The organism is Hymenobacter daeguensis (assembly GCF_054780555.1).
The window spans coordinates 218,773-243,753 of the sequence record NZ_BAAGWC010000003.1 but is presented as its reverse complement, the minus strand read 5'-3'; the positions used below and the strand labels follow the sequence as shown (position 1 = coordinate 243,753).

Here is a 24,981-nt window from a genome sequence, read left to right as displayed (position 1 = left end):
TCACGCCTGCATTCAGGCTGGCGTGCTGTTTAAAAACGTCTGTGCTTGCATCTGCGAAACCCAAAAGGTCCTTCCGCGTGTTAAATTCGGCCCCGCAACCCTTGCGGTGGCCGTTTCGCATCCATGACCAACAAAGAAATCAAAGCCCTAATCTCGCTGCTCGACGACCCGGAAATCGCGCCGCAAATCCAGGATAAAATTCAGAATCTGGGGGAGAGCATTATTCCGTTTCTGGAGGAGTCGTGGGAAGAAACCCTCGATGGCCAGCAGCAGCAGCGCCTCGAAGACCTCATTCACCACCTGCAGTTTGAGGGCCTGCAGCAGCGCCTCAAAGTGTGGCGCGAGGCTGGGGCCACCGACCTGCTCGAAGGCATGTGGCTGCTGAACACCTATCAGTACCCCGATGCCGACCTGCAGGCCCTGAACCGTGCCATCGAGCAGCTCCGCTTCGAGGCCTGGACGGCCCTGCGCCCCGAAATGCACCCCGCCGACCAGGTGCAAACCCTGAACTACGTGATGTTTCGGCAGCACAAGTTCGCGGCCAATACCCAGCACTTCCACTCGCCAGCCAACTCCATGCTCCAGCGCGTGATTGAAACCAAGCGCGGCAATCCGCTCACGCTCTGCGTGATTTACCTGCTGGTGGCCCAGCGCCTCCACCTGCCCGTTTTTGGCGTGAACCTGCCCAACCTGTTTGTGCTCACCTTCCGCCCCGAGCTGAAAGGGGCCGAACCGTTCTACATCAACTGCTACAACCGGGGCTTGGTCCTTTCGCGCACCGACATTGAGCACTACGTGTCGCAGCTCAACATCAATTCCAACCCCATTTTCTACGAGCCCTGCACCAATCTCGACATCGTGCGCCGCGCCATGCGCAACCTGCAGCTCAGCTTCGAGAAGCTGCAGGAGCCGGTGAAGGCGGCCGAGGTAGCGGTGCTGCTGAGCATATTGGAATAGAGTAGCCTCAGTAGAAAAACAAGCGCGTCAGGCTGCCCGCAGCCTGACGCGCTTGTTTTTCTACTGAGGCTACCGCTTAATCAAACACCCGGCGGCGCGCTTATCGGCCACGCCGGCGGGCCGGCCGGCCAGCACGTTGTCCAGCACCTGCTTCAGGTAGGGCTGCTGCACGCTGCCGGCCACCTGCGGGTTGTCGTCAATCGCGCCCCGGTAGCGGATGGCAAAGCCCCCGGCGGCGGGCTCCAGCACCACGGCTTCGGCGGTTTTGCTCACGCCCAGCAGGCCGGCTACCTGCTGGCTGGCATCGGTGAGGGTGGGCAGTTCGACTTCGCCGGGGGCGGCGGTGCCGGGCGCGTCGAGGTTGATGGGCACGTTGATGAACAGAAACTGCACGCCCCGGCCCCGGTAGCTGCTGCTGAGCGAGGCCAGCCGCTCCTGGTAGAGGCGTGAGAAGGCGCAGGCGGGGTTCAGAAACACCACCACCACGGCCTTGCTGCCGGCGTAGCTTTTCAGCGACACGTCGGCGTTGGCGGCGGTTTTGAGGGTGAAATCGGTGACGGTGCCACCACCCTGGGCGCGAGCCGCGCCCACGGCCAGCGTGAGGGCCAGCAGCGCAACGGCGGCGACAATGGAGATGCGGCGGAATGACATGGCGGGAAGGTAAGGGAAAAGTAACGAAAGCAGCATGCGGCTACAGGGCGGGTTCGTGGCAGTAAGTGAGCACATAGCCGGGAGCCGGCTGAGAATAACAAATGGAGTGCCGCGTTTCGGCGCCATCCAAAACCAGCGTAGCCGGGATTTCGCCGGATGGCTGCGGGGCAAAGGCCCCCAGCAGCAGCTGGGTTTTGAAGATGATGCCGCGCTGCGCGGCCAGCTTATACAGCGTTTCCTTGGCGCTCCAGAGCAGGGTGTAGTGCGCGGGGCCATCGGCGGCGGCCTGGGCGGCGGCCCACTCGTCGGCCGCCAGAAACTTGCCGGCCAGCCGCTGCGCCTTGTCGCGGATGATTTCAATATCAATCCCCACCCGGCCGCCCTGGCTCAGCACCGCCGCCACCCAGGTGCCGGAGTGCGACAGCGACACCGCAACGTCGTGGCCGGCGCCCCACAGCCAGGGCCGGCCGGTGGCATCGTTGTGCACCACCGTAGCTGCTGAGCGCCAGGCGATTAGCTGCTGCAGCAGCGCGTGGATGAGCACCCGGCCGGCCAGCCACTGGGCTTTGCGGCCGGCATCGGCCGTGGCGGGCCGGAGCTCCCGGTACGCCGCCTTTTGCGGAAGCAGGGGCCACAGGTCGAGGGGCGTTTCGGTGAGCTGCCAGAGGCCCAGCACGGCGGTAGGAGAGAGGCGCTGGAGGGAGTGGAGGGGCATTTTCTGGTGGGTAATGACTAGCGGGTAGTGGTTAATAAACGTTGATTCGGGCTTACGCGGGTGCTGGCCTTGCTTATTGGAAAGGCGCTGTTGGGTTGCATCGGGCCATGAATCGGTAACCCTTGCTCCCTAACCATGAATCACGAAGCTACCTTTGCCGTTGCTTTTATGTCCGAAATCTTCCGCCCGCCCGTTACCCGAATTGCCACCCTCGCCGGCCACCGCGACGCGGTGTACGCCCTGACAGGCGGCGCGGGCAGCACCATTTACTCCGGCAGCGCCGATGGCATGGTGGTGGGCTGGGACGCCGCCGAGCCCGGGCGCGACGGCGAGCTGCTGGCCCGCGTCGAAAACTCGGTGTATGCCCTGCGGCACCTGCCAGGGCTGAATTTGCTGGTGCTGGGGCACAATTTTCAGGGCATTCAGGCCATTGATTTGGCGAAGCGGCAGCTGGCCCACGCCACGGCGCTGCCGCCGGTGGCCATCTTCGAAATCGTGGCTTCGGAGAGCCGGCAGCGGCTCTACGTGGCGCTGGGCGATGGCACGCTGGCCGTGCTGCGCCTGCCCGATTTCCGGCTGGAAAAGCTGCTGCGCCTCGCCGACAAAAGCCTGCGCTGCCTGGCCGTGCACGAAGGCCGGGGCGAACTGGCCGTGGGCAGTTCCGATACGTTCACGCGCATTCTGGACCTGGATTCGCTGGCCGTGAAATACACGCTGGGCGAGAGCACCAACTCGGTGTTCTCGGTGGCCTACTCCCCCGATGGCGCGCGGCTGCTCACGGCCGGGCGCGATGCCCAGATTCGGACCTGGGACGTGGCCGCCGGCTACGCGCTGGCGGGCCGGGTGCCGGCCCACCTGTACACCATCAACCACCTGGCCTTCAGCCCCGACGGCCACTACCTGGCCTCGTGCAGCCTCGACAAGAGCATCAAGCTCTGGGACGCGGCCACGCTCACGCTGCTGCGCGTGCTCGACCGCGCCCGCGCGGCCGGCCACGGCACTTCCGTCAACCGCCTGGTTTGGCCGGGCAACCAAAACCGGCTAGTTTCGTGTAGCGACGACCGCAGCCTGGCCGTTTGGCAATTGAGAATGGAGAATGAGGAATGAAGAATGAGGAATTAATCCAGTTTTGCGGATTTATTCATTCTTCTCCCCTGGGATAATTCTTCATTCCTCATCCTTCATTCCTCATTGAAATCATGAAACTCACCGCCCTCGATATCCGCCAGAAAACGTTTGAAAAATCCTTTCGCGGGGTTGACAAAGACGAGGTGCAGGCCTTCCTGACCACTATTTCGCAGCAGTGGGAGCGCATGGGCGACGAAAACCGCGAGCTGCGCCTCAAGCTGGAGCACGCCCAGCACGACGTGCAGAAGATGCGCGAAGTGGAAAGCAGCCTCTACCGCACCCTCAAAACCGCCGAAGACACCGGCAACAACATCACCGAGCAGGCCCAGCGCGATGCCGACCTGCGCATCCGCGAGGCCCAGTTTCAGGCCGAAAGCATCATCAGCGAAGCCCGCCAGCGGGCCCGCACCGTGGTGGACGAAGCCTACCAGCAGGCCGAGAAAACCGTGGCCGACATGCAGCGCGAAGTATCGGGCCTGGGCCAGGAGTGCCAGCGCCTGGAGCAGCAGCTCGACACGCTGGTGCGCGACCTGCACCACCTTGCCTCCGACGCCTTGGACAAGGTAGAGAAAGCCCGCAACCGGCCCAAGGGCGGCACGGCGGCCATCCTTTCGCGCGCCGCTCGCGTACAGGTAGAGCGGCCGAAAGAACCGGCCGCCGAACCCACCCCAGAGCCCACGCCCGCCATGCAAGTCACTACTTCCTCCGCTGTTTCGTCGGCCGCCGCCGTGGCCGCCGCCACGCCCGCTTCGTTTCATCAGTCGGCCCGGGGCCGTTCGGAAGAAGCCCTGGAGCGCACGCTGGAAACCACCGGCTACAACCCCAAGCCCGGCCAGCAGCCCGACCCCGGCGCTCCCGCCCAAAACCCGCACCCCGAAATTGAGCGGCCCGGCGCGCCCGCCGAAAACCCCGGCATCTCGCCCGCCCCGCACATCGACCCGCCCGCCCCTTCGCAGGTGCCCGAGCCGAACCCGCCCTACGTGCAGCCCGCCGCGCCCGATATTCAGCCCGTGACGCCCAACCACCCTGAGATTGTGCAGCCGGAACCCGCCATTCACCCCGGCCAGCCGGGGCTGGCAGCGGCCGCGCCGGCCGTGGCGGAAAAGTCGTTTTTTGATGAAATCTAGCCCGTGCATTCAACGGATTCAGGTTGCTGAGAAGCCCGCCATCCGGCGGGCTTTCTTTTTGCCGCAGGGGCGGGCCCTGCTTCCGCAGCGTTTTGTGTTGCAGAAGCGGCGGTTTGTATAGGTGGCGGGGTGGGCCCGGCCGGGACCTTTGTGGAGTAAATCAAGTAGTTCACTTACTTCCACAACTACACATGAGCACCATCAAAAAAGTAGCATTGGGCAATCAGGGCCTGCAGGTTTCCGTCGAAGGGCTGGGCTGCATGGGCATGACGGGCGGCATCAACGGCATGAGCGTGTACGGCGAGGCCGACGAGGCCGAAAGCATTGCCACCATTCACCGGGCGCTGGAGCTGGGCGTCGATATGCTGGACACGGCCGACCTCTACGGCCCCATGCTGAACGAGCGGCTGGTGGGCAAGGCCATTGCCGGCCGGCGCGACCAGTTCACCATTGCCACCAAATTCGGCTTCGAAATAGACGACCACGAGCAGTGGACCGGCGGCTACAACGGCCACCCCGCCTACGTGCGCAAGGCCATCGAACGCTCCCTGCGCAACCTCGGCACCGACTACGTGGACCTCTACTACCTGCACCGCCTCGACCCCCACGTGCCCATCGAAGACACCGTGGGCGCCATGAGCCGGCTGGTAGAGCAGGGGAAAGTCCGCTACCTGGGCCTGAGCGAAGTGCCGGCCGACATCCTGCGCCGGGCCTGCGCCGTGCACCCCATCTCGGCCCTGGAAACGGAGTATTCGCTGTTTGACCGCCGGGTGGAGGAGGAAGGCATTATGGAGGCCGCCCGGGCGCTGGGCATCGGGTTCGTGGCGTATTCGCCGCTGGGCCGGGGCTTCCTCTCGGGCGATATCAAGACGCCGGACGACTTCGAGCCCAACGACTCGCGCCGCTGGTTTCCGCGCTACCAGGGCGAGAATTTCTACCGGAACCTGGCCTTGGTCGACAAACTGAAGGCCCTGGCCCAAGCCAAAGGCGTGACCGCCGCGCAGCTGGCCCTGGCCTGGGTGCTGGCCCAGGACGTGGTGGTGATTCCGGGCACCAAGCGCCGCGTGTACCTCGAAGCCAACGTAGCCGCCGCCGCCATTGCGCTGAGCGCCGCCGAATTGGCGGCGCTGGATGCCATCATGCCGGTGGGCAGCGCGGCGGGGGCGGCATATCCGGAAGGGTTCTAGGGCGGCGAACCTGCCAAAACGGCCGTGCCCACCGGGCCGCCGCGCCGCCGAATCCGCGCTGCCGCGCAACTAATCCGAAGGCATGGGGTTGGTAGGGCGGTAGGAATGCTTCGGCGATGCGGCGGCCCGGTGGGCATGCCTTTCCGGTTGATACTTATGAAAACTCCCGCAAAAGACTTCCAGGTGCTGTCCACGGTGTCGGATTTTACCCGGCATTTTGGGTTTCCGGCCCCGGGGCACCCCTTGCTCACGGTCATCGACCTGGAAAAAACGCGGCACCTGCCGCCGCCCAGCGGCCCGGCCATCCGCGAGATGTACATCATTTCGCTGAAGAAGAACCTGAAAGGCCGCATTCACTACGGCCACCGCGACTACGACTTCAGCGAGGGCGTGCTGGCGTTTTACGCGCCCGGCCAGCTGTGCGAGAGCAACAGCTCCATTGATATTTCAGAGCTGACGGGCTGGATGCTGGTCTTCCATCCCGACCTCATCGGGAAGTACCCGCTGGGCAAGAAAATGGCCAGCTACGGCTTTTTTTCTTACCGGGTGAGCGAGGCGCTGCACCTCTCGGCCAAGGAGGAAAGCATGCTCGACGGCCTGATGGACAGCATGCGGCGCGAATACGAGCAGTCCATCGACGCCTTTAGCCAGGACGTGCTGGTGTCGCAGCTTGAGGTGCTGCTCAACTACGCCAACCGCTTCTACCACCGGCAGTTCCTCACCCGCCGCCCCGCCGGGCACGACCTGCTGACCCGCTTCGAAGAGCTGCTGACCGGCTACTTCGCGCAGGAGGCCGAAAAGCCGCTGCCCACCGTGCAGCACTTCGCCGATGCCCTGCACGTGTCGCCGGCCTACCTGAGCGACATGCTGCGCACCCTCACCGGCCAGAACACCCGGCAGCACATCCACCACGCCCTCATCGAGAAGGCCAAGCGCCTGCTGCTCAGCACCTCGCTCACCATCAACGAAACCGCGTTTCAGCTGGGGTTTGAGTACCCGCAGTATTTCACGCGTCTGTTTAAAAGCAAAACGGGCCTGACGCCGGCCGCCTTCCGGTTTTCGGCGCAGTAGGGCGTAAGGACAACAGCCAAGGGCAGCGGTGGAGCCCCATAAGCGGTTTTGCCGCTGCCCTTGGCGTTGTTATACTGGTCATGCAATGGCTGGCGAACATGGCGTCGGGATACACCAGCTGCTACTGCCAGCCCTGCACCGAATGCCCGCCAAAAATGCCTTGGTTCACCAGCGGGGTGAAGATGGGGTAGGGGAAAGCCGGTTCGAGGGCGCTGGCGTCGTCCAGCCGCTGAAGCTGCTCGGGCGTGAGGCGAACGGCGAGGGCGGCCAGGCTGTCGCGCAGCTGCGCCACCTGGCTGGCGCCGATGATGGGCGACGTCACGCCCGGCCGGGCCAGCACCCACGCCAGCGCCACTTGTGACAACGGCTGCCCGGCCTGCCCGGCCACGTCGCGCAGGGCATCCAGTATGCGCCAGTTGCGGTCGGTGAATAGCGTGTTGCCGAAAGGATTGGGGCCGCTGAGCCGGCCTTCGCCACTGGCACCGGCTTCGGTCCGCTGGTACTTGCCGGCGAGGAAGCCGGCCGCCAGCGGGCTCCAGGGCACAATGCCGAGGCCGCTCTCGCGGGCGGCGGGCACGTGCTCGCGCTCAATGCTGCGCTCTACCAGCGAGTAGGCCACCTGCAGGGCAACGGGGCCGGGCACGGCGTGCGCCCGGGCCAGCGCGGCGGCCTTGGCGGCATACCAGGCCGGCATGTCGGAAAAGCCGAAGTAGCGGATTTTGCCGGCCCGCACCAGGTCGCCCAGCGTTTGCAGCACCTCTTCCACGGGCGTCACCATGTCCCAGACGTGCAGCCAGTACAGGTCCACGTAGTCGGTGTGGAGGCGGCGCAGGGAGCCCTCGAGGGCGCGGTAGATGTTTTTGCGCCCGTTGCCGCCCCCGTTGGGGTTGCCGGGCTGGCCGCTGAAGCCGAATTTGGTGGCCAGCACCAGCTTATCGCGCAGGCTGCGGCTGGCCATGTACCGGCCCACCAGCTCCTCGCTGCGGCCGCCGGCGTACACGTCGGCGGTGTCGATGAAATTACCGCCGGCGTCTGCGTACTCGTTGAAAATGGCTTCGGAAACGTCATCGGGCGAGCCCCAGCGCGGGGTGCCAAACGTCATGGTGCCCAGGGCGAGCGGGCTGACAATGAGGCCGGAGCGGCCCAGGGTGCGGAAATTGGTCAGGGACATAAAAAAACGTGCGTGGTGGTTGGGCAAAGGTGCGGGCCCGGCGGGCCGCCGCTGCTATACAAACCGCTGGTTCTGCAACACAAAATGCGGCGGCCGTGCCGGGGCGCGCCGGCCGTGCGGCAAACCCGTACTTTTGCGCGCACCTCACCACCACACCGCCGCACGCATGGGCCAGATTGCACTCGAAGGAATGGAGTTTTTTGCCTTTCACGGCTACTACGACGAAGAGCAGAAAATCGGGAATAAGTACGGCGTCGACCTCTACATCAGCACCAACCTGCTGGCGGCCGGCGAGTCGGACAAGCTGACGCAGACGGTGAACTACGAGGTGCTCTACCGCCTGGTGGCGGAGGAAATGCGCGCCCCTGCCCGCCTGCTGGAGCACGTCGCCCACCGCGTGCTCGACCGCATCATGGCCGAACTGCCGCACGTGCGCAAGGTGCGCATCAGCGTGAGCAAGTTCAATCCGCCGCTGGGCGGCATCTGCCAGCGGGCCCGCGTGACGCTGGCCAAGCGGCGCCAGGCAAAAGCGGGAGTAGGGATATAGCGGTTTTATGAAAAAAATATTGTGCTGACACACAATATGTTGAATGCAAAATCAGGTTCAATACGAAATAATTCGTAGATAAATCTTGCAACTACGAATGGTTTCGTAACATCTTTGCCTCATCCTACGAAATAATTCGTAGTAGCCTCTCGTTTCACCAGCATGAGCAAAGCACCGCCCCCCAAACCTACGGATTCCGAGCTGGAAATCCTGCACGTGCTCTGGCAGCACGGGCCCGCCACGGTGCGGGCCATCAACGACCACCTCAGCCAGCGCCGCCAGGCGGAGGTGGGCTACACCACCACGCTCAAGATTTTGCAGCTGATGCTGGAAAAAGGGCTGGTGCGCCGCGACGATGCCGACCGCAGCCACGTGTACCGGGCCGCCGTGCGCGAGCAGGAAACCCAGAGCCTGCTCCTCGACAAGTTCGTGGACGCCACCTTCGGCGGCTCGGCCCTGAAGCTGGTGATGCAGGCCCTGGGCAGCCGCCAGACCTCGGCCGACGAGCTGGCGCAAATCCGCCGCCTGCTGAATGACATTGAAATCCAAAACTCCACCTCAACTTCCGACGACGATGACCACGCTTGAGCAGTTCGTTTCGCCCGCCCTGACGCGGGCTCTGGGTTGGACCTTGCTGCACTCGCTGTGGCAGGGCGCGCTGGTGGCGGCCGTGCTGGCCGGGGCGCTGCTGCTGCTGCGCCGGCAGCGGGCCGAAGTGCGCTACGTGGCCTCGGCCGGGGCGCTGGGCATGGTGGTGGCGCTGGCGGGCCTCACGTTCGGGCTGTATTTCAATTCGACGGCGGAGCGGGCCCCGCGTCTGGGTGCCGCCGCAGCAGGAGCCGCGCCGGCGGTGGGGCCGCCGGCTGCCGCTGCTCAAACGACGGTTTCGCTGGCTTCAGAAAGGACGGTTGCAGGCGCTGCTTCCCGGCAAAAGGTGCGGCATAAAAGCCACACGGCAGCGACAAGTACTTCAGGGGCTTCGGCAACATCATCGGACGCAAAATCGAGCTGGCTGGCCATTGGCCTGCGGTATTTCGACAACCACCTGCCGCTGCTGGTGCTGGCCTGGCTGCTGGGCCTGCTGGCCATGAGCCTGCGCATGCTGGGCGGCCTGCTGTATGTGCAGCGCCTGCGCAGCTACCGCGTGCGGCCGCTGAGCGCGGCCTGGCAGGAGCGGTTTGCCGCGCTGGCGGCGCGCAGCGGCGTGCGCCGCCCGGTGGCGCTGCTGGAGTCGGCGCTGGTGCAGGTGCCGCTGGTGGTGGGGCACTGGCGCCCCGTGATACTGCTGCCGCTGGGCACGGTGGCGGGCCTCACGCCGGCCTATCTGGAAGCCATTCTGGCCCATGAGCTGGCCCACGTGCTGCGCCGCGACTACCTCGTGAACCTGCTGCAAACCGTGGCCGAAGTGCTGTTTTTCTACCACCCGGCCGTGTGGTTTGTGGCCGGCTGCGTGCGGACTGAGCGCGAAAACTGCTGCGACGACACCGCCACCGCCCTCGTGGGCGGCGACCCGCTGCGGCTGGCCCGCGCCCTCACTGCCCTGGCCGAGTGGACGCAAAGCGCCGTGGTGCCTTCTGCCCCGCGCCTGGCGCTGGCCGCCATGGGCAAGCGCAACGCCCTGCTGAACCGCGTGCGCCGCCTGGTGACGCGCCGCCCCGCCGCGCCCACGCTGGCCGAGGGCATCATGGCCGGGGCGCTGGTGGTGGGCGGCCTGGGCCTGCTGGGCGGCAGCGTGGCGCTGGCCGTGCCGATGCCGGCGGCCGCTCCGACGCCGGTGGCCTTCGACTGGCAGGCCGGGCTCGCCCAGACGAATCCGAAACCAGCCGCTGCTTCGGACACCACGAAGCGGACGACGGCTACCACTAACACCACCACGACCACCACGACCACCGCGCCGCCCCTGCCCGCGCTGCCTGCGCCGCCGGAAATTCGCCGCGAAGTGGTTGTGAGGGATGGCTCCGATGCCAACGACGACAATACCGACCAGGACCGGCCCCGCCCGAAGCACAAGGTGCGCCGCGTCGTCGTGAACGGCCGGGAAATGGGCCCGGGGGCTTTCTCCGACCAGCCCGGCACGGTGGTTATCACGAAGGACAAAAAGGGCCGCGTGACCGACCTCGTGGTGAATGGCCAGCGCGTGGAAACGGAAACCGGCAAGGACAAAGGCAAAAAGGGCAAGGACCGCCAGCAGGTGGAAATCATTCAGCTGATGCCGGCATTCGCCCCCGAGGCGCGGGCTTTCGTGTTCCGCAGCGACGGCCTGAAACAGCGCGAATTAGAGCGCGACGTGCGGCGCGAAGCAACGCGTGAGCTCTGGCGCAATTCCGACCGCAGCTTCGATTTTCAGTTCGACTTTCCGAAGCAGAACATGCGGATGGACCAGCGCTTCCATGTGTCGCCCGACGTGCGGCTGGACCGTACCTACCGGCTGAAAACGCTTAACGGTAGCTCCGGCATCGATTCCCGCGAAGTGGCGCTTGAGGCCCTGCGCGGGGCCGAGCGCGGCCTGCGCACCGCCGCTTCGGCCAAGGGCCTGAGCACCGAGCAGCGCAAGCGCATCAGCAAGGAGCTGGAGAACGTGCGGACGCAGCTCCACAAGGCCGAAAGCGAGGCCTCGTCGCTGCACAAGCTGCGCAACGGCGGCGAGCTGGACGAGGAGCTGCGCGACCGCCAGCAGGAGCTGCAGGACCGTCAGCAGGAAATTCAGGAGCGCCGCCAGGAAATAAAGGAGCGGATTCGCGAGTCGCAGCAGGAGCTGCAGGACCTGGAACAGGGCCGTGCCCAGGCCGACCGCGACCGCCAGCGGGCCGAGCGTGACCGTGAGCGGGCCGAGCGTGACCGCGAGCGCGCCGAGCGCAGGCAGCAGCAGCACGATGCCCTGATTGACCAGCTGCAAAAAGATGGGCTGATTACGGACCGCGACAATTTCGAATACCGGCTCACGGCCAAAAGCCTGACGGTGAATGGTAAGGTCCAGTCGGCCAGGCTGCACCAGAAATACCTGAAGCTGTTTGAAGCCGACCGGGGCCACAAGATGAGCGACACCGGCGCCATGGTGATAACCCGCAACGGCAGCAGCAGCACCAGCAGCAGCAGCAACTTCGACCAGTCGGAAGGGCCCCGGCCACCGCGACCGCCCAAGGCTCCGCGTGCGCCGCTGGCGCCACTGGGCGCGGCCCCCATGGCGCCCATGCCGCCGGTGGCCCCGCCCGCGCCCCCGCTGCCACCCCAAATCGACACGGAAAGCCTGCGCGACGAGCTGCGCAAAGACGGCGTGATTGGGGCCGGCGAGAAGGACTTTCAGTTCCAGCTCAACGGCTCGGGCTTGACGGTGAACGGCAAGCGGCAGCCCGATGAGCTGGCGCAGAAGTACCGCAAAATGACGGGCCACGACAATGGCAAGAAGTTCAACGTGACGATTTCGACCCAGGAATAGGGGAGAGGTCAGGGTGCAGAAAGCCGGTTTTCTGGAGCAGGGAGCCGGCTTTTTTGTGCCCGAAAGCAGGGGTTGACTGGCGAAAATAAATCGGCGGTAAGCCGTAACGGAAAGCCGTTTGCGCGGTACTCAAGGCCGGAATGGCCCCGGCAGCTGCCGGTTTTTCTCAGGCATTCTCCGTGAAATACTCCCGCCCAACGCAACGGTCGGGCTCACTCATGCATCTCTTGGCCCCTCCGAAAGCCTTATTTATTCGGACAAACGCTATGCACCGTTTTCTACTGCTGGGTTGGTTGATGCTATTTGCCGGGGCTGCCCGGGGCCAGTCGCCCGCCACGGTATCGGCCCCGGCCGATGCCGCCAAAGCCGCGCCCAAGCGCAAGCTCCAGGCCACGCGCATCGGCACCGCCCCCAAGCTCGACGGCGCCCTCGACGAAGCCGTGTGGCAGGCCGCGCCCATCGCCACGCAGTTCTACGAGCTGGAGCCCACGCCCGGCCGCCTCGAAAAGCACCCCACCGAGGTGCGCGTGCTCTACGACGACAACGCCATCTACATCGGGGCCATCATGCACGATGTGGCCCAGGACTCCATTCTGCGCGAGCTCAGCGCCCGCGACAACATCGGCAACTCGGACTGGTTCGGGGTGTTTTTCGATACCTACAACGACCACCTCAACGCCTACGAGTTCATCGTGACGTCGGGCGGCGTGCAGTTCGACGCCCGGCAGTCGCCCACCAACGGCGAGGACGGCAACTGGAACGCCGTGTGGGACTCGCGCACCGCCCTGCGCGGCACCGACTGGGTGGCCGAAATCCGGATTCCCTACTCCGCCATTCGCTTCAGCAAGGCCGCCGAGCAGGTGTGGGGCCTGAATTTTGGCCGGCAGCGGCGCAGCTCGCGCCAGAAGTTTTTCTGGAACGAGGTGAAGCCCCAGGTGTCGGGCTTCGTGAACCAGTGGGGCGAGCTCACCGGCCTGCGCGACCTCAGGCCGCCGTTGCGCCTCTCGCTCACGCCCTACGTGAGTGCCTACGTCAACCACTACCCCTACAACGAGCAGGGCCGGCAAAACGCCACCACCAGCTTCAACGGCGGGGCCGACGTGAAGTGGGGCATCAACGAGAGCTTCACGCTGGATGCCACGCTGGTGCCCGACTTCGGCCAGGTGCAGAGCGACAACCAGGTGCTCAACCTCTCGCCCTTCGAGGTGCAGTACAACGAAAACCGCCAGTTTTTCACCGAAGGCACCGAGCTGTTCAACAAGGGCGGCCTGTTCTACTCCAGAAGGGTGGGGGCCACGCCGCTGGGCTTCGGCAACGTGAGCGGGCAGCTGCGCGCCGGCGCCCGCATGGCCGACGGCAAGCGCCAGGCCGGCGAGTTCATCGTGCAAAACCCCGGCGTGACGCGCCTGCTGAACGCCACCAAAGTATCGGGCCGCACCAGCAAGGGGCTGGGCGTGGGCGTGTTCAACGCCATCAGCAACGACGTGTACGCCACCGTGCAGGACAGCACCAGCGGCGCCCGCCGCGATGTGCTGACCCAGCCGCTGAGCAACTACAACATCGTGGTGCTCGACCAGAGCCTGAAAAACAATTCCTACGTCAGCCTCGTCAACACCAACGTGACGCGGGCCGGTGCCACCTACGACGCCAACGTGACCGGCGGCCTGTTTCGCTTTGCCAACAAGGCCAACTCCTACGCCCTCGACGGCCGCCTGGTGTACTCCAGCCGGCGCGGCAAAGCCTTCGGCTCCGAGGAAAAAGTTTCGGACCAGGACGGCTACAAGTACTACCTGAGCTTCAACAAAATCTCGGGCAAATTTACCTGGGGCTTCGACCACGGCATCGAGTCGCATACCTACAACCCCAACGACCTGGGCCTGCTCTTCGCCAACAACAACATTTCGCAGAGCCTTTACGCCAACTACAACATCTACAAGCCCTTCTGGAAGGTGAACAAGCTCAGCACCTACGCCAGCGCCTCGTACTCGCTGCTGGAGCAGCCGCGCCTCTACCAGGACCTGGGCTTTTATGCGGGCGGCAATACCACCTTCACCAAAAACTTTCTCACCACCGGCATTAACCTCGATGCCGCGCCGCTCACCCGCGACTACTTCGACCCGCGCCGCTACCCCATCGGCCAATACTACGTGCGCAAGCCCGCCAACTTCGGTGTGAACGGCTTTTTCTCGTCCGACTACCGCAAGAAATTTGCCTGGGACCTCAACTACGGGGCCCGCTTTTTCGTGGCCGACGGCGCCCGCACCGGCCGCCACACCTACGCCCTCACGCTGGGGCCGCGCTACCGCGTCAGCAACCAGCTCAGCTTTGTGTACGCCATCAGCTACGAGCTGCGCCGCAACCAGATTGGCTACGCCGGCGGCCTCAACGCGTCGGATTCGACGGATGCGCCCGTGCTGCGCCGCTTCGGCGGCGATGCCGGCGACGTGCTGCTGGGCCGCCGCGACGTCACCACGTTCACCAACACGGCCACGGCCACCTACACCTTCACCAACCGCATGTCGTTCAACATTCGCCTGCGGCACTACGTGAGCAACGTGCACTACCGCGACTTCTCGCGCCTGCACCCCGACGGCCTCGAAACCCCCGAGCCCGCCTACCAGCGCAACCGCGACAACACCTTCAACGCCTTCAACATCGACGCCGTTTATTCGTGGTGGTTTGCGCCCGGCTCGCAGGTGAGCATCGTCTGGAAAAACGCCGGGGCTTCCTTCTTCGAAGCCAACGCCGCCACCCCGCTCTACTTCGACAACCTGAGCAACACCATCAACACCCCGCACAATAACAACGTGTCGGTGAAGGTGCTTTATTATCTGGATTACCTGGCCCTGCGGCCAAGAAGGGGGTAGAAGAAGTTAATTATCCCAAAGCCTCTAGGGTTAGAGTCATTGAAGCTGTTTAGAAAGGCTGATTTGCCTGCACGTCTGTCATCCTGAGCGCAGCGAAGGACCTTCTCACATCAGCACAACGCCTATTCTAACGTGGTAAGGTCCTTCGCTGCGCTCAGGATGACAACGCTTTTGACTTGCTAAACAGCTTCATTAATTTGACAAGCGCATACACGATAATATGCGCAAACAAAACAATTGTACTGTAGAAAAGAACAGGTAATGAGCCGCCGTATTTAAAATTCTCTTTATCGGAGAATGTGTAAAGCACGAAAGAAGTATAAGCAAGAAAGATTGCCAGATTAACGATTGAGGCCTTTCGTTTTGTGAAGAAGGGCCTCAATAAAAAGTAGATAAATGCGCCGATGTAACAGCAGTAGAGCGCAGAGAATTCTTGGTCGGTCGGGAACATTCGATTCTTCGCGTAACTCCACTGTAGAAAAATGCAGCTTCGGGGCAATGCAACGTAGGGGCGGGGGCCGGCCCCGCCCCTGCACCGGTCCTGCACACCGACCTCATCATGACTGTCACGACTCGTTCAGCCCCTTCCCGCTCAGAATCGGCGGCACACATTTCTCAATCCGCGACTCCCGGGTCCTGGCCTGTTTAGGGGCCGCGAAATGGAGCAGATAAGCCCGTTGCCGGCCCGGCGTCAGGGCTTCGAAAGCGGCTTTCAGGGCCGGATTTTCCGCTAGCTTTTGTTGAAATTCTTCCGCCATGCGGAATTCAGCGGCGGGCTTCAGCGGAACTTTCAGGCCGAGTTTTTCGACCTCAATGGCCTCGAAGATGTAGGCTTTCAGCGTGGTTTCCAGCGCGGTAATTTCCGGTACGCTGGCAAACCGAATCTGCCGCTGCGACTGCGTGTTTTCCGTTTGCTGAATCAGGATGCCGGCCGCGTCCTGCAGCAAGGCACCTTTGAAGAACAGGACCGCGCAATATTCCTTGAAGGCATGGAGGAGCAGTACGTTGCGGTTCTGAAACGTGTAGCAGGGCACGCCCCATTTCAGCTCTTCAGGGAGCCCGCAGCCGAGCACAATCCTGCGCAGGGCAACTAGCTCTTGCTGCCACCTGGTGGCTTTGCTGAAATAGAAATCAACGTTGGGATTGGTCATGCGCTCGGAGGATGAGTGGCCTGCTTCGCGATAAAGCCGGCTGCCCGGAATTCCGGGTTTACGGGCGCGTTCGTCATCGGGGCAGGCGGCGGGCTAGTGGCTGCCGGGGCCGTCAACCGGCTCCCACAACTCAATCTTGTTGCCTTCCTCGTCCATGATATGAACGAATTTTCCGTAATCGTAAGTCGCAATGCTGTCGAGGATGGTGACGCCGTTGGCCTGGAGTCTGGCTACCAGGCCTTCAATGTTCCGGACCCGGTAATTAATCATGAAGTCCTTTTTGGAGGGAGAAAAATACGCATCTCCTGTCTTGAACGGGCTCCATTGCAGCGAATTCACCTCGTCTGGCTTGTTAATGTCCCTGGATTCAAAACCCGACGAACCCCAGGCGTTGAATTCCAGCCCCAGGTTTTTGGCATACCAGTCCTTCATTTCCTTCGGGTTGTCTGAAAAAAAGAAAATGCCGCCAATTCCGGTTACTTTGGGTGCCGAGTCGTTTGGGGCGTTGGTGGGGGTGGTTTGGCTGGTCTGGTCGTCCATATGGCTGGTTGTTCTGGTGTTAGCGTTACAGCTGGCAAGAAGCACGGCAAGCGAAGGCGAAAGCAGTGGCAGTAGTATTTTCATCCGGTCCCAATTTTGTGCCGTCACCCGGGCCGCTGCCATCGCCGGCTGCCGCTGCAGGCAAGATAAGCCCGCTGCGGCAATCCGGCCATTGCTGGCTGGAGTAGCGCCCAGGTTACGCCCGCTGCCGGGCCGGTTGGGTGCGGGCAGCAGCTAAAAAAAACCTTCCCTCTCCCCCCGCGTTTGCTACAAGCATGAGTTTATTTTCCTTTTCGGCCGCCCTGCTCACCCTGGCGGGCCTGTTTTCTTACCTCAATGCCCGGTTTTTTCGCCAGCCGGCGGGCATTATGTTTTTGTTGCTGGGGGTGCTGGCGGCGGTTTCGGTTTTGGGCGTGGGGCAGGTATTGCCGGGCTTTGCAGCCGAAGTGAAGGCCCTGCTGGTAGCCTTCGATTTTACGGAGTTTCTGATGGGTTCGGTGCTGAGCTTCCTGCTGTTTGCGGGCTCGCTGCACGTGCGGGCCGAGGCGTTGCGGGCGGTTTGGCGCAGCATTGCAGCCTATTCCACGCTGGGCGTGCTGCTGGCCACGGCGCTGGTGGGGCTGGGCACCTACGCACTGTTTCAGGTGGTGGGCACGCCGCTGCCGCTGCTGCCGTGCCTGCTGTTTGGGGCCCTCATTGCGCCCACCGACCCCATTGCCGTGCTCGGCATCCTGAAAACCACCCCGCTCGACCCCAAGATTGAAACCAACTTGGCCGGCGAGTCGCTGTTCAACGACGGCTTCGGGGTGGTCGTGTTCGTGACTTTGCTCGAAATTGCCACGCCCGGGGCAGCGCCCACGCCGGGCTCGGTGGGCCTGCTGCTGCTGCGCGAAGCCGGGGGCGGCCTGCTGGCCGGGGCCGTGCTGGGCTACATGGGCTACCGCCTCATCAAAACCATCGACCACTTTCAGACCGAGGTCATCCTCAGCCTGGCCCTCGTGATGGGGGGCTACGCGCTGTGCCACGCGCTGCACGTGTCGGGGCCGCTGGCCATGGTGGTGGCCGGCCTCATCATCGGCAATGTGAGCCGCAGCGGGGCCGTGTCGGACACGACGCGCGACTACCTCGAAAAATTCTGGGAGGCCCTCGACGAGGTGCTCAACGCCGTGCTGTTTGTGCTGATGGGGCTGGAGCTGGTGGTGGTGGGCGTGAGCCCGCTCTACCTCGGGTTGGGGCTGGTGGCGGCGGTGTTGGCGCTGCTGGTGCGCTACGTGGCCCTGGCCGTGCCCACGCGCCTGCTGGGCCTCACGCAGCAGCTGCCGCCGCGCACGCTGCTGGTCCTCACCTGGGGGGGGCTGCGGGGCGGCATCTCCCTGGCCCTGGCCCTGGGCCTGCCGCCGGCCATGCACCCCGATATCTTTGTGCCCATGACCTTTGCCGTGGTGCTGTTTTCAGCCGTAGCGCAGGGACTTACGTTAAAGAAGCTACTGGGCTGGCTCAACCTGCCCACCGCCTAAGCAGCAGCAGTGCGCTGGCTGGTTTTTTGGTTTTATTCTGGTTTCATGATTCCCACCCAACATTATTTTTCCAACGCTGTGGGCTCGGTGCTGTTCGTGCCCGGCTCTTTTGTGTACCTGCACTTTACGGGCGAGCCCCTGGGCAGTGTCGAGCTGCGCGCCCTCTATGTGCACGCCGCCAACCTGCTGGCCCGCCACTCGCTGGGCGGCATCCTGGCCGACCACCGCGCCATGCCCGAGGCTTTCGCGGCCGATGACCGGGACTGGCTCCTGACGCAGTGGCTGCCCAATACCATTGGCCCGCCCCCGCCGCCCGTGTTCTACGCCGTGCTGCCCAACGCTAATCCGGCCCGCCGCCTGCACACCGACGAGGTGCTCAGCGCCCTGCGCCGCTACGTCACGGTGGGTGTGTTTGACGACCTGGACCAAGCCGCCGATTGGCTGCACGTACAGGAAGGCGGCCCCTCGGCCAATTAGGCGCGGCCATTCCCCACGCCCGCAGGCGGGCCGAAAATTCCCCCTCTGCCTGTTGCCGCTGCTGCTACTTCGCCGCCATCTGCTGGTCGGCCAGCTTCACGGCCTCGTACAGGTTCACGATGCCCCCGGACTTCGAAAGCGTGGTGAAATCGACCAGCTTTTTGGTGCCGGGCTTCTGCACGTCCAGGTGGTACTGCGTGGCCGATTGCATGATAATCTGCTTGAGCTGGGCCGGCGTGAGCTGTGGATAATACGACTTGAGCACCGCCGCCACGCCCGCCACCACCGGCGCGGCCATGCTGGTGCCGCTGTAGGTGGCGTAGGTATTGCCCGGCGTGGCCGAATAGATATCCACGCCCGGCGCAAACACGTCCACCGTGGTCTGGCCGTAGTTCGAGAACCGGGCCGGCAGCTCCGGCGTGTTGAAGCGGCTGCTGGCCCCCACCGTAATCTGGTTCGGAATGTCCTGCCCGCCGAGGTAGCGGGCCGAGGGATAGTTCTCGTCCTTGTCGGTATCAAGGGCGCTGTTGCCGGCAGCGTGCACCAGCAGCACGCCCTTCTGGTCGGCATACTGCATGGCGGCATCCACGGCGGCTTTGTCCGGCGAAAAGTCCTTGCCGAAGCTCATGCTGATAATCTGGGCGCCATTGTCCACGGCGTAGCGAATGGCGTTGGCCACGTCCTTATCGCGCTCGTCGCCGCTGGGCGTCGAGCGCACGCTCATGATGCGGACGTTGGGCCCGGCCACGCCGTCGGCCCCCAGCTGGTTGCCGCGCACGCCCGCAATAATGCCCGCGCAGTGCGTGCCGTGGTGGGCATCGGGCCCCTGCGAGTCGGGGTTGCCGTAGCCGGTTTCGGCGAGGTTGCTCACGTCGTCGCCCACGATGGGGCGCGGGTTGTAGGCCGGGTTCAGGCTTTTTTCCACCCGGTCCTGCGAGCGGGTGAGGGCTTCGTTTAGCCGTTTCAGGGCATCGTCGGTATCGGCAAAGTTGCGGCGGCGCAAAAACGCGTACAGCGAAGCCGCGCTGGGCACATCAGGCCGCGAAACCATGGCCTGGTGCAGCATGGCCGTGTCGGCGGCCGTCACGTTCAGCGCTTTCTTCACCTGCTGAAACGAGTAGGTATTCTGCGCATAGGCGTCCTTCAGATACGCCAGCTGCTTGTTTTCCTCGTCCACGCCTTTCTCAAAAACCTTTCTGGCCCGCTCGTACATATCGAACTTGGCCTGGTCGGCCGCCGACAGCTTCTTGCGTTTCGCGCCCTCAAACTGCGCCCGGTACTGCGCCACAATGCGGGTTTGCTCCAGGGTTTCCACGGCAATGTTGCGGCCGTCCTTGCCGCCCAGAAAATTCCAGCCGCGCACGTCGTCCACGTAGCCGTTGTGGTCGTCGTCGAGGCCGTTGCCGGGGATTTCGGTGGCTTTGCGCCAGAGCACGGGCTTCAAATCGACGTGGGCCGAGTCGATGCCCGAATCGATGACGGCCACCAGCACGGGGGCCGCCTTGCGGCCGGCCAGCAGCTCGCGGTAGGCCTTGTCGGCACTGATGCCGGGCACGCCATCGGCTTTCAGGTCCAGGTGCTGCCAGCGGCGCACGGCCTCGGGCGAAGCCTGGGCGCTGACGGTGCGGGCGGAAAAAGCCAGAAGGCCCAGCAAAGCCAGGCGCGTCGAAACCAGCATAAAACAGTGAAAAGCGAGGTGGAAAAGGAAATGACCAGAATTGAAGCGACGAAGCTATTCACAACCGGACAACTGCCCAAAAGCGAACAGCTTATTGCTTTGCAAATCAATTGATTTTTCAGGTAATAACTTGAATGTTAGTTGATTACAAAATTGGCACGCCAATGGAATTACCCTATGCAGCCCGGGCAGGTAGCCGCTCAAATCCGGACACGCGCTGCTGCTGCGGGATTCTCATTCTCCCCATACACGGTCAATTTTCACCCCTTTTTTTCTGTTTTACTCATGAAAACGCTTTTCAACCCCCGCCTTGCTCAACGCGTGTCGCAAACAGCCGAAGCGGCCCGCCCCGTACTGCTGGGCGCGCTGGCGCTGCTCGGCAGTGCCTTTGCGCGGCCCGCCCGGGCCCAGCAGCCCGAGCCCGTGCGCATGACCCAGCCCACCGCCAGCAGCCTGCGCCTGCGCTTCGACAACCCCACCCAGCGCCCCGCCCGCCTCACCGTGCTCGACGTGGACCGCAACGTCTGCCTGCTCAACGAAGCCCACCGCGAGCCCGCCTACGGCACCCTGCTGAAGTTCGACACGCTGCCCACCGGCCGCTACGTGGTGGCCCTGCGCGTGGGGGCCAGCCGCTACCGCTACACGGTGCAGGTCGAAACCAAAGCGCCTGGTGCCACCACCATTGCCGTGCGCGAAACCACCACCCGCCGCGTAGAAAACGGCCTGGCCACGGCCGCGCTGTAAGTAGAATTGTAAGAACAATACTGTTACAAAGTAGGGTGCGGGGCCTGCCCCCGCCCGTCGTTGTTCAGAACTAGCGGTAGCTGAACAACGACGGGCGGGGGCAAGCCCCGCACCCTACTCCGTGAAGGGAATAGCCGGCCACTACCCCAGCAGCTGGCTGGCCGCCGCAAACGGCGTGAGCTGCCCGGCCGCCACCGCCGCCTGCAGGGCCGGCAGCTGCGCGCGCACCGTGGCATCGGCATAGAAGCGGCTTTCCAGCGCCTGCACGATGCTGTGGTGCAGCCATTGGAGCTGCTGCTGCTGCCGGCGCTGCGCGAAGTAGCCATTGTGCCGGGTGGCGGCGGCGTAGTTTTCGATGACCTCCCACACTTCGGGAATGCCGGTGCCGGCCACGGCCGAGGTAAGCAGCACCGGCGTGGCCTGGCCCGAGGGCGCGGCCGGAAACAGGTGCAAGGCGCTCTGGTAGTCGACGCGGGCGCGGCGGGCGGCCTGCTCGTTGCCGTGGTCGGCCTTGGTGATGCACAGGGCATCGGCCATTTCCATGATGCCGCGCTTCATGCCCTGCAGCTCGTCGCCGGCGCCGGCCAGCATCAGCAGCAGGAAAAAGTCGACCATGCCGTGCACGGTGGTTTCGGACTGGCCCACGCCCACGGTTTCGACAAAAATGACATCGTGGCCGGCGGCTTCGCATAATAATAACGCCTCGCGGGTGGCGCGGGCCACGCCGCCCAGGCTGCTGCCGGCCGGGGAGGGGCGAATGAAAGCAGCGGCGTGTGCCGCGAGCCAGGGCATGCGGGTTTTGTCGCCGAGAATGCTGCCGCCGCCGCGCTGGCTGCTGGGGTCCACGGCCAGCACGGCCAGCCGGCGGCCTTTTTCTTCGACCAGAAAGCGGCCCAGCGCTTCAATAAACGTGCTTTTGCCCACGCCCGGCACGCCCGTGATGCCCACGCGCAGGCTGCGCCCGGTGTGGGGCAGCACGGCCTGCAATACGTCCTGGGCCAGGGCCTGGTCGGCGGGCAGGGTGCTCTCGACCAGGGTGATGGCGCGGCCCAGCACCGTGCGGGACCCGGCCCGGATACCGGCGGCATATTCGGCAGCAGATAGGCGTTTGGGAGGAGGCAATATAAAAATATTGAAGAGGCGGCTTTAGCTTGCAGACGCAAAGAACGGGCGTTTCGGTAATCAAGGCCGGCAAGCGGGAGTGGGCGACGCAACTACGGCGTTGGCCGACTGCGGTTGGCGGTGCGGGCCGGGCGCGGGTTTCTTGTGTAGTATCTCGCCCTGCTCCGCGTCCCACCCGCCCGCTCCATCCGCCACCTTTTTCACGTGCCCTGCTGCATGAAAGCACCCTTCCACCCCTTCCTGCTGGCCGCCGGGCTGGCTTTGCCCACCGCGGCGCTCGCCCAAAACGAGCTGAGCAACTTCTCGGCCACCGGCCGGGGCGGCGTCATCAACACGTTTGCCTCCGACTACCAGGCCATTGGCATCAACCCCGCCAACCTGGGCCGCAACCCCAATTTCAAGGTGGCCTTCACCATTGGCGAGTTGGGGGCGGGCATCGGCTCGCAGTCGCTCAGCAAAACTACGTTCAAGCACATTCTCTACGACGGCAGCCAGACCATTGGGGCGGCCGAAAAAGCGACGCTGGTTAATCAGCTTTCGGGCGACAACGTGCTGAACCTGAACCTCGACACCAACCTGTTTGGCCTGGCCGTGACGCTGCCCAACGGCCTGGGCGGCATCGCCTTCAGCAGCCGGCAGCGCATTGCCGGCCACCTGGCCCTGAACCGCAACGCGGCCGATATCATCATCAACGGGCAGAACGCCGACATCATCCGGCAGTATTACCCCACGCCCAACAACACGGGCACGCCCACGCCCACCAACCCCAGCGCGCCGATGATTTCGACGGTGCTCGACGGCACCAGCATTCAGGCGGCCGTGACCAACGAGTTCAACATTGCCTACGGCGTGCAGGTGCTCGAAAAAACCGGCTTCAAGCTGTCGGCGGGCGTGGGCTACCGCTACATTCAGGGCATCGGCATTGCCGATATCCGCGCCACGGGCGGCAACCTGACGGCCTACACCTCGCTCTCGCCCATTTTCGACGTGAACTACGGCTCGCTGACCAGCAGCCCCACGTTCAACTACGAGTCGGGCTCGGGGCTGAACCCGGTGGGCAAGGGCAATGGCTTCGATTTTGGCCTGTCGGCCGAAGTAGGTAAAATCGTGCGCCTCGGGGCCTCGGTTACCGACGTGGGCTCGATGACCTGGACCGGCAACGTGCTGGAAGCCAGCGACCAGAAGCTCCAGCAAACCGCCTCCAACGGCGTGACGACCTATAACGTGCTCGAGGAAATCAGCAAGCAGTTCGACACCGACAGCAAAAACCTGTTCACCTACACCACCGCCAAGGAGCGCAAGGCCGACCTGCCCACCAAGCTGCGCCTGGGCGGCGGCGTTCGCATCAGCAAGTTTTTCGAGGCCGGCCTCGACGTGACTATGCCGCTCAACAAAGTGGCCGGCAACCTCACCACCACCTTCGTGGGCGTGGGCGTCGATTACCGCCCCATCAATTGGCTGAAGCTGAGCAGCGGCTTCACCGGCGGCGCGGGCTACGGCAAGAGCCTGCCGCTGGGCCTCACCTTCGTGACGCCCGTGTGGGAAGCCGGCATCAGCACCCGCGACGTGGTGGGCCTGTTCGACGAAAGCTCGCCCTACAGCTCGGTGGCCTTCGGCCTGCTCCGCTTCAAGATTGGCGGCGGGGAGTAGAACGCTTCGCTTAATGAAGAATGAAGAATGAAGAATGAAGAATTATCGTTGGTGTAATTCCTAATTCCTCATTCTTCATTCTTCATTAAGCGAAGCGTCAAGGTACTACCACAAACGTGGGCAGGCCCAGCTTGCTGCGGCGGCCGCCCAGCTTCAGGCCCTCGTCCACGTACTTGCAGTCTTTGCCGGGGGTGTTGGGGTTTTCGATGACGCCGAGGTTGGGGTTGTCTTCGCGGGCCACGTAGATGCGGCCGTCGGGACCGCGCTGCAGGGCGCCGATTTTGCGGTTGGCCGACTTGCCCACCAGCACCGGCGCGCTGGCTTTTTTGCTCAAATCGAACTGCCAGATTTGGGTTTCGCCGCCGCCCACGCCGTTGCAGGTGCCGTAGAGCAGCTTGCCATCGGGTGAAAACTCGACGCCGTAAGCCTCGGCGTAGGGGCCGAAGCTGCGCGGGTTGCTCACCTTGCCGGTGCTGCGGTCGAAGTCGTAGACTTCAAACTTGTTGGTTTCGCGCCAGAGGGCGGCGGCCAGGTGCTTGCCATCGGGCGAGAACTTGAGGGCGCCAATGGCGTTGCGGCCGGGGCCGGCGTTCATGCTGCCCACGTTGCTCATGATGGGCTTGCCGGCCACGCCGTCGGCCGTCACGAGGTAGCTCACGAAGGCGTTGGAGTTCCAGCGGTGGGCCAGCACCCACACGTCGCGGCCGTTGGCGTGGCGCACGGCGGCCAGCTTTTCGGCCACCGGCTGAATGAGCAGCGCATTCACGCGGGGCAGGTCGCCCATGCCATCGGCGCGGGTCATGTCCACGATGGAGTAGCGCAGGCCCTGGGGCGTGCCCTGGGGCGCCACGGTGAAAATGTAGAAAATATTGCCCGAGCCGGGGTCGGGCACGATGAGGGCCGACTGCGTGCTGCTGCCGCTGCCCATCAGCTTGGTGCCGTTGGGCATGGGCTTGTGCTCGCGGTTCCACACGGTTTCGCCGTTGGTGTAGAAGAGCAGCTCGCCGCGGGAGGTGGTGGCCACGGCCGAGCCCTCGTAGGTGCTCATCTTGCCGTCGTTCAGCGGCTTGGGCGTGCCATCGGCAAAGCTGAGGCCGGCCTGCTGGCCGAAATACCAGAGGTCGGTGGTGCGCTGGGCGCGGGCGGCGAAAGCCAGCAGCAGCGGCAGCAGCACGGGAAAAAGGCGTTTCATGGGCAATAAAAGCAGTTGGTAACGCCGGCTTAACGAAAAAACCGTGCCGGGTG

21 protein-coding genes are annotated in these 24,981 nt (G+C 64.0%); 13 read left to right on the top strand and 8 right to left on the bottom strand.

Translation table 11 applies throughout. The annotated features are described in order from the left end of the window. The first annotated feature begins 123 nt into the window (after window positions 1-123). Window positions 124-957, top strand: coding sequence for a transglutaminase-like domain-containing protein (locus ACYVHT_RS07160; RefSeq protein WP_460549460.1), 834 nt, complete (start codon window positions 124-126; stop codon window positions 955-957). A 69-nt stretch (window positions 958-1,026) separates the two neighbouring features. Here the strand turns inward: ACYVHT_RS07160 and ACYVHT_RS07155 are convergent, their stop codons facing one another. After that, the gene (locus ACYVHT_RS07155) at window positions 1,027-1,608 is read right to left on the bottom strand and encodes a redoxin domain-containing protein (protein WP_460549459.1); all 582 of its coding nucleotides are present in this window, start codon (window positions 1,606-1,608) and stop codon (window positions 1,027-1,029) included. Between the two features lie 40 nt (window positions 1,609-1,648). Further along, on the bottom strand, window positions 1,649-2,323 hold the full coding sequence (locus ACYVHT_RS07150; protein WP_460549456.1) for a 4'-phosphopantetheinyl transferase superfamily protein: 675 nt from the start codon (window positions 2,321-2,323) through the stop codon (window positions 1,649-1,651). A 135-nt stretch (window positions 2,324-2,458) separates the two neighbouring features. Between ACYVHT_RS07150 and ACYVHT_RS07145 the strand changes: the two genes are divergently transcribed. From ACYVHT_RS07145 to ACYVHT_RS07130, 4 genes are all read left to right on the top strand, one after another. Beyond that, entirely contained in the window at window positions 2,459-3,430 is a 972-nt protein-coding gene (locus ACYVHT_RS07145) for a WD40 repeat domain-containing protein (RefSeq protein ID WP_460549454.1), read from the top strand. Window positions 3,431-3,522: 92 nt separating this feature from the next. Continuing rightward, the gene (locus ACYVHT_RS07140) at window positions 3,523-4,578 is read left to right on the top strand and encodes a DivIVA domain-containing protein (RefSeq protein ID WP_460549452.1); all 1,056 of its coding nucleotides are present in this window, start codon (window positions 3,523-3,525) and stop codon (window positions 4,576-4,578) included. A 191-nt stretch (window positions 4,579-4,769) separates the two neighbouring features. Continuing rightward, window positions 4,770-5,765: an aldo/keto reductase gene (locus ACYVHT_RS07135; protein WP_460549450.1), complete on the top strand. Its 996-nt coding sequence runs from the start codon at window positions 4,770-4,772 to the stop codon at window positions 5,763-5,765. A 156-nt stretch (window positions 5,766-5,921) separates the two neighbouring features. Next, window positions 5,922-6,836: a helix-turn-helix domain-containing protein gene (locus ACYVHT_RS07130; RefSeq protein ID WP_460549448.1), complete on the top strand. Its 915-nt coding sequence runs from the start codon at window positions 5,922-5,924 to the stop codon at window positions 6,834-6,836. Window positions 6,837-6,957: 121 nt separating this feature from the next. Here the strand turns inward: ACYVHT_RS07130 and ACYVHT_RS07125 are convergent, their stop codons facing one another. Continuing rightward, entirely contained in the window at window positions 6,958-8,007 is a 1,050-nt protein-coding gene (locus ACYVHT_RS07125; protein ID WP_460549446.1) for an aldo/keto reductase, read from the bottom strand. A gap of 166 nt (window positions 8,008-8,173) precedes the next feature. Between ACYVHT_RS07125 and folB the strand changes: the two genes are divergently transcribed. The 4 genes from folB to ACYVHT_RS07105 all read left to right on the top strand — a co-directional run bounded on the left by folB (window position 8,174) and on the right by ACYVHT_RS07105 (window position 14,857). After that, window positions 8,174-8,554: a dihydroneopterin aldolase gene (gene folB, locus ACYVHT_RS07120; protein WP_460549444.1), complete on the top strand. Its 381-nt coding sequence runs from the start codon at window positions 8,174-8,176 to the stop codon at window positions 8,552-8,554. A 162-nt stretch (window positions 8,555-8,716) separates the two neighbouring features. Beyond that, a complete protein-coding gene (locus ACYVHT_RS07115; RefSeq protein ID WP_460549442.1) occupies window positions 8,717-9,142 on the top strand; it encodes a BlaI/MecI/CopY family transcriptional regulator in 426 nt (141 codons plus the stop codon). Next, complete coding sequence (locus tag ACYVHT_RS07110) at window positions 9,129-11,990, top strand: M56 family metallopeptidase (protein ID WP_460549440.1); 2,862 nt, start codon at window positions 9,129-9,131, stop codon at window positions 11,988-11,990. Before ACYVHT_RS07115 ends, ACYVHT_RS07110 begins: the two co-directional genes overlap by 14 nt. A 266-nt stretch (window positions 11,991-12,256) precedes the next feature. Further along, on the top strand, window positions 12,257-14,857 hold the full coding sequence (locus ACYVHT_RS07105; protein WP_460549437.1) for a DUF5916 domain-containing protein: 2,601 nt from the start codon (window positions 12,257-12,259) through the stop codon (window positions 14,855-14,857). A 566-nt stretch (window positions 14,858-15,423) separates the two neighbouring features. Here the strand turns inward: ACYVHT_RS07105 and ACYVHT_RS07100 are convergent. Then, entirely contained in the window at window positions 15,424-16,008 is a 585-nt protein-coding gene (locus ACYVHT_RS07100; protein WP_460549435.1) for a YdeI/OmpD-associated family protein, read from the bottom strand. Between the two features lie 93 nt (window positions 16,009-16,101). Continuing rightward, window positions 16,102-16,548, bottom strand: a complete 447-nt coding sequence (locus tag ACYVHT_RS07095) for a VOC family protein (protein WP_460549433.1) — start codon at window positions 16,546-16,548, stop codon at window positions 16,102-16,104. A 275-nt stretch (window positions 16,549-16,823) separates the two neighbouring features. Between ACYVHT_RS07095 and ACYVHT_RS07090 the strand changes: the two genes are divergently transcribed. Continuing rightward, complete coding sequence (locus tag ACYVHT_RS07090; protein WP_460549430.1) at window positions 16,824-18,065, top strand: cation:proton antiporter; 1,242 nt, start codon at window positions 16,824-16,826, stop codon at window positions 18,063-18,065. A 45-nt stretch (window positions 18,066-18,110) separates the two neighbouring features. Then, on the top strand, window positions 18,111-18,542 hold the full coding sequence (locus ACYVHT_RS07085; RefSeq protein WP_460549428.1) for a hypothetical protein: 432 nt from the start codon (window positions 18,111-18,113) through the stop codon (window positions 18,540-18,542). A gap of 64 nt (window positions 18,543-18,606) precedes the next feature. Here ACYVHT_RS07085 and ACYVHT_RS07080 read toward each other — a convergent pair whose 3' ends face one another. Continuing rightward, window positions 18,607-20,220 (bottom strand): S8/S53 family peptidase, encoded by a 1,614-nt coding sequence (locus tag ACYVHT_RS07080; protein ID WP_460549426.1) that lies wholly within the window; start codon window positions 20,218-20,220, stop codon window positions 18,607-18,609. Window positions 20,221-20,505: 285 nt separating this feature from the next. On the opposite strand from ACYVHT_RS07080, the gene ACYVHT_RS07075 reads away from it, so the two are divergent. Next, window positions 20,506-20,964 carry a hypothetical protein gene (locus ACYVHT_RS07075; RefSeq protein ID WP_460549424.1) on the top strand — a complete coding sequence of 153 codons (459 nt, stop codon included), beginning with the start codon at window positions 20,506-20,508 and terminating at the stop codon, window positions 20,962-20,964. Between the two features lie 141 nt (window positions 20,965-21,105). Here the strand turns inward: ACYVHT_RS07075 and meaB are convergent, their stop codons facing one another. Then, window positions 21,106-22,086, bottom strand: coding sequence for an ArgK/MeaB family GTPase (gene meaB, locus ACYVHT_RS07070; protein WP_460549422.1), 981 nt, complete (start codon window positions 22,084-22,086; stop codon window positions 21,106-21,108). A gap of 216 nt (window positions 22,087-22,302) precedes the next feature. Between meaB and ACYVHT_RS07065 the strand changes: the two genes are divergently transcribed. Beyond that, window positions 22,303-23,736 carry a DUF5723 family protein gene (locus ACYVHT_RS07065; RefSeq protein ID WP_460549421.1) on the top strand — a complete coding sequence of 478 codons (1,434 nt, stop codon included), beginning with the start codon at window positions 22,303-22,305 and terminating at the stop codon, window positions 23,734-23,736. Between the two features lie 97 nt (window positions 23,737-23,833). Here the strand turns inward: ACYVHT_RS07065 and ACYVHT_RS07060 are convergent, their stop codons facing one another. After that, window positions 23,834-24,928 carry a WD40 repeat domain-containing protein gene (locus ACYVHT_RS07060; protein WP_460549419.1) on the bottom strand — a complete coding sequence of 365 codons (1,095 nt, stop codon included), beginning with the start codon at window positions 24,926-24,928 and terminating at the stop codon, window positions 23,834-23,836. Window positions 24,929-24,981 lie beyond the last annotated feature (53 nt).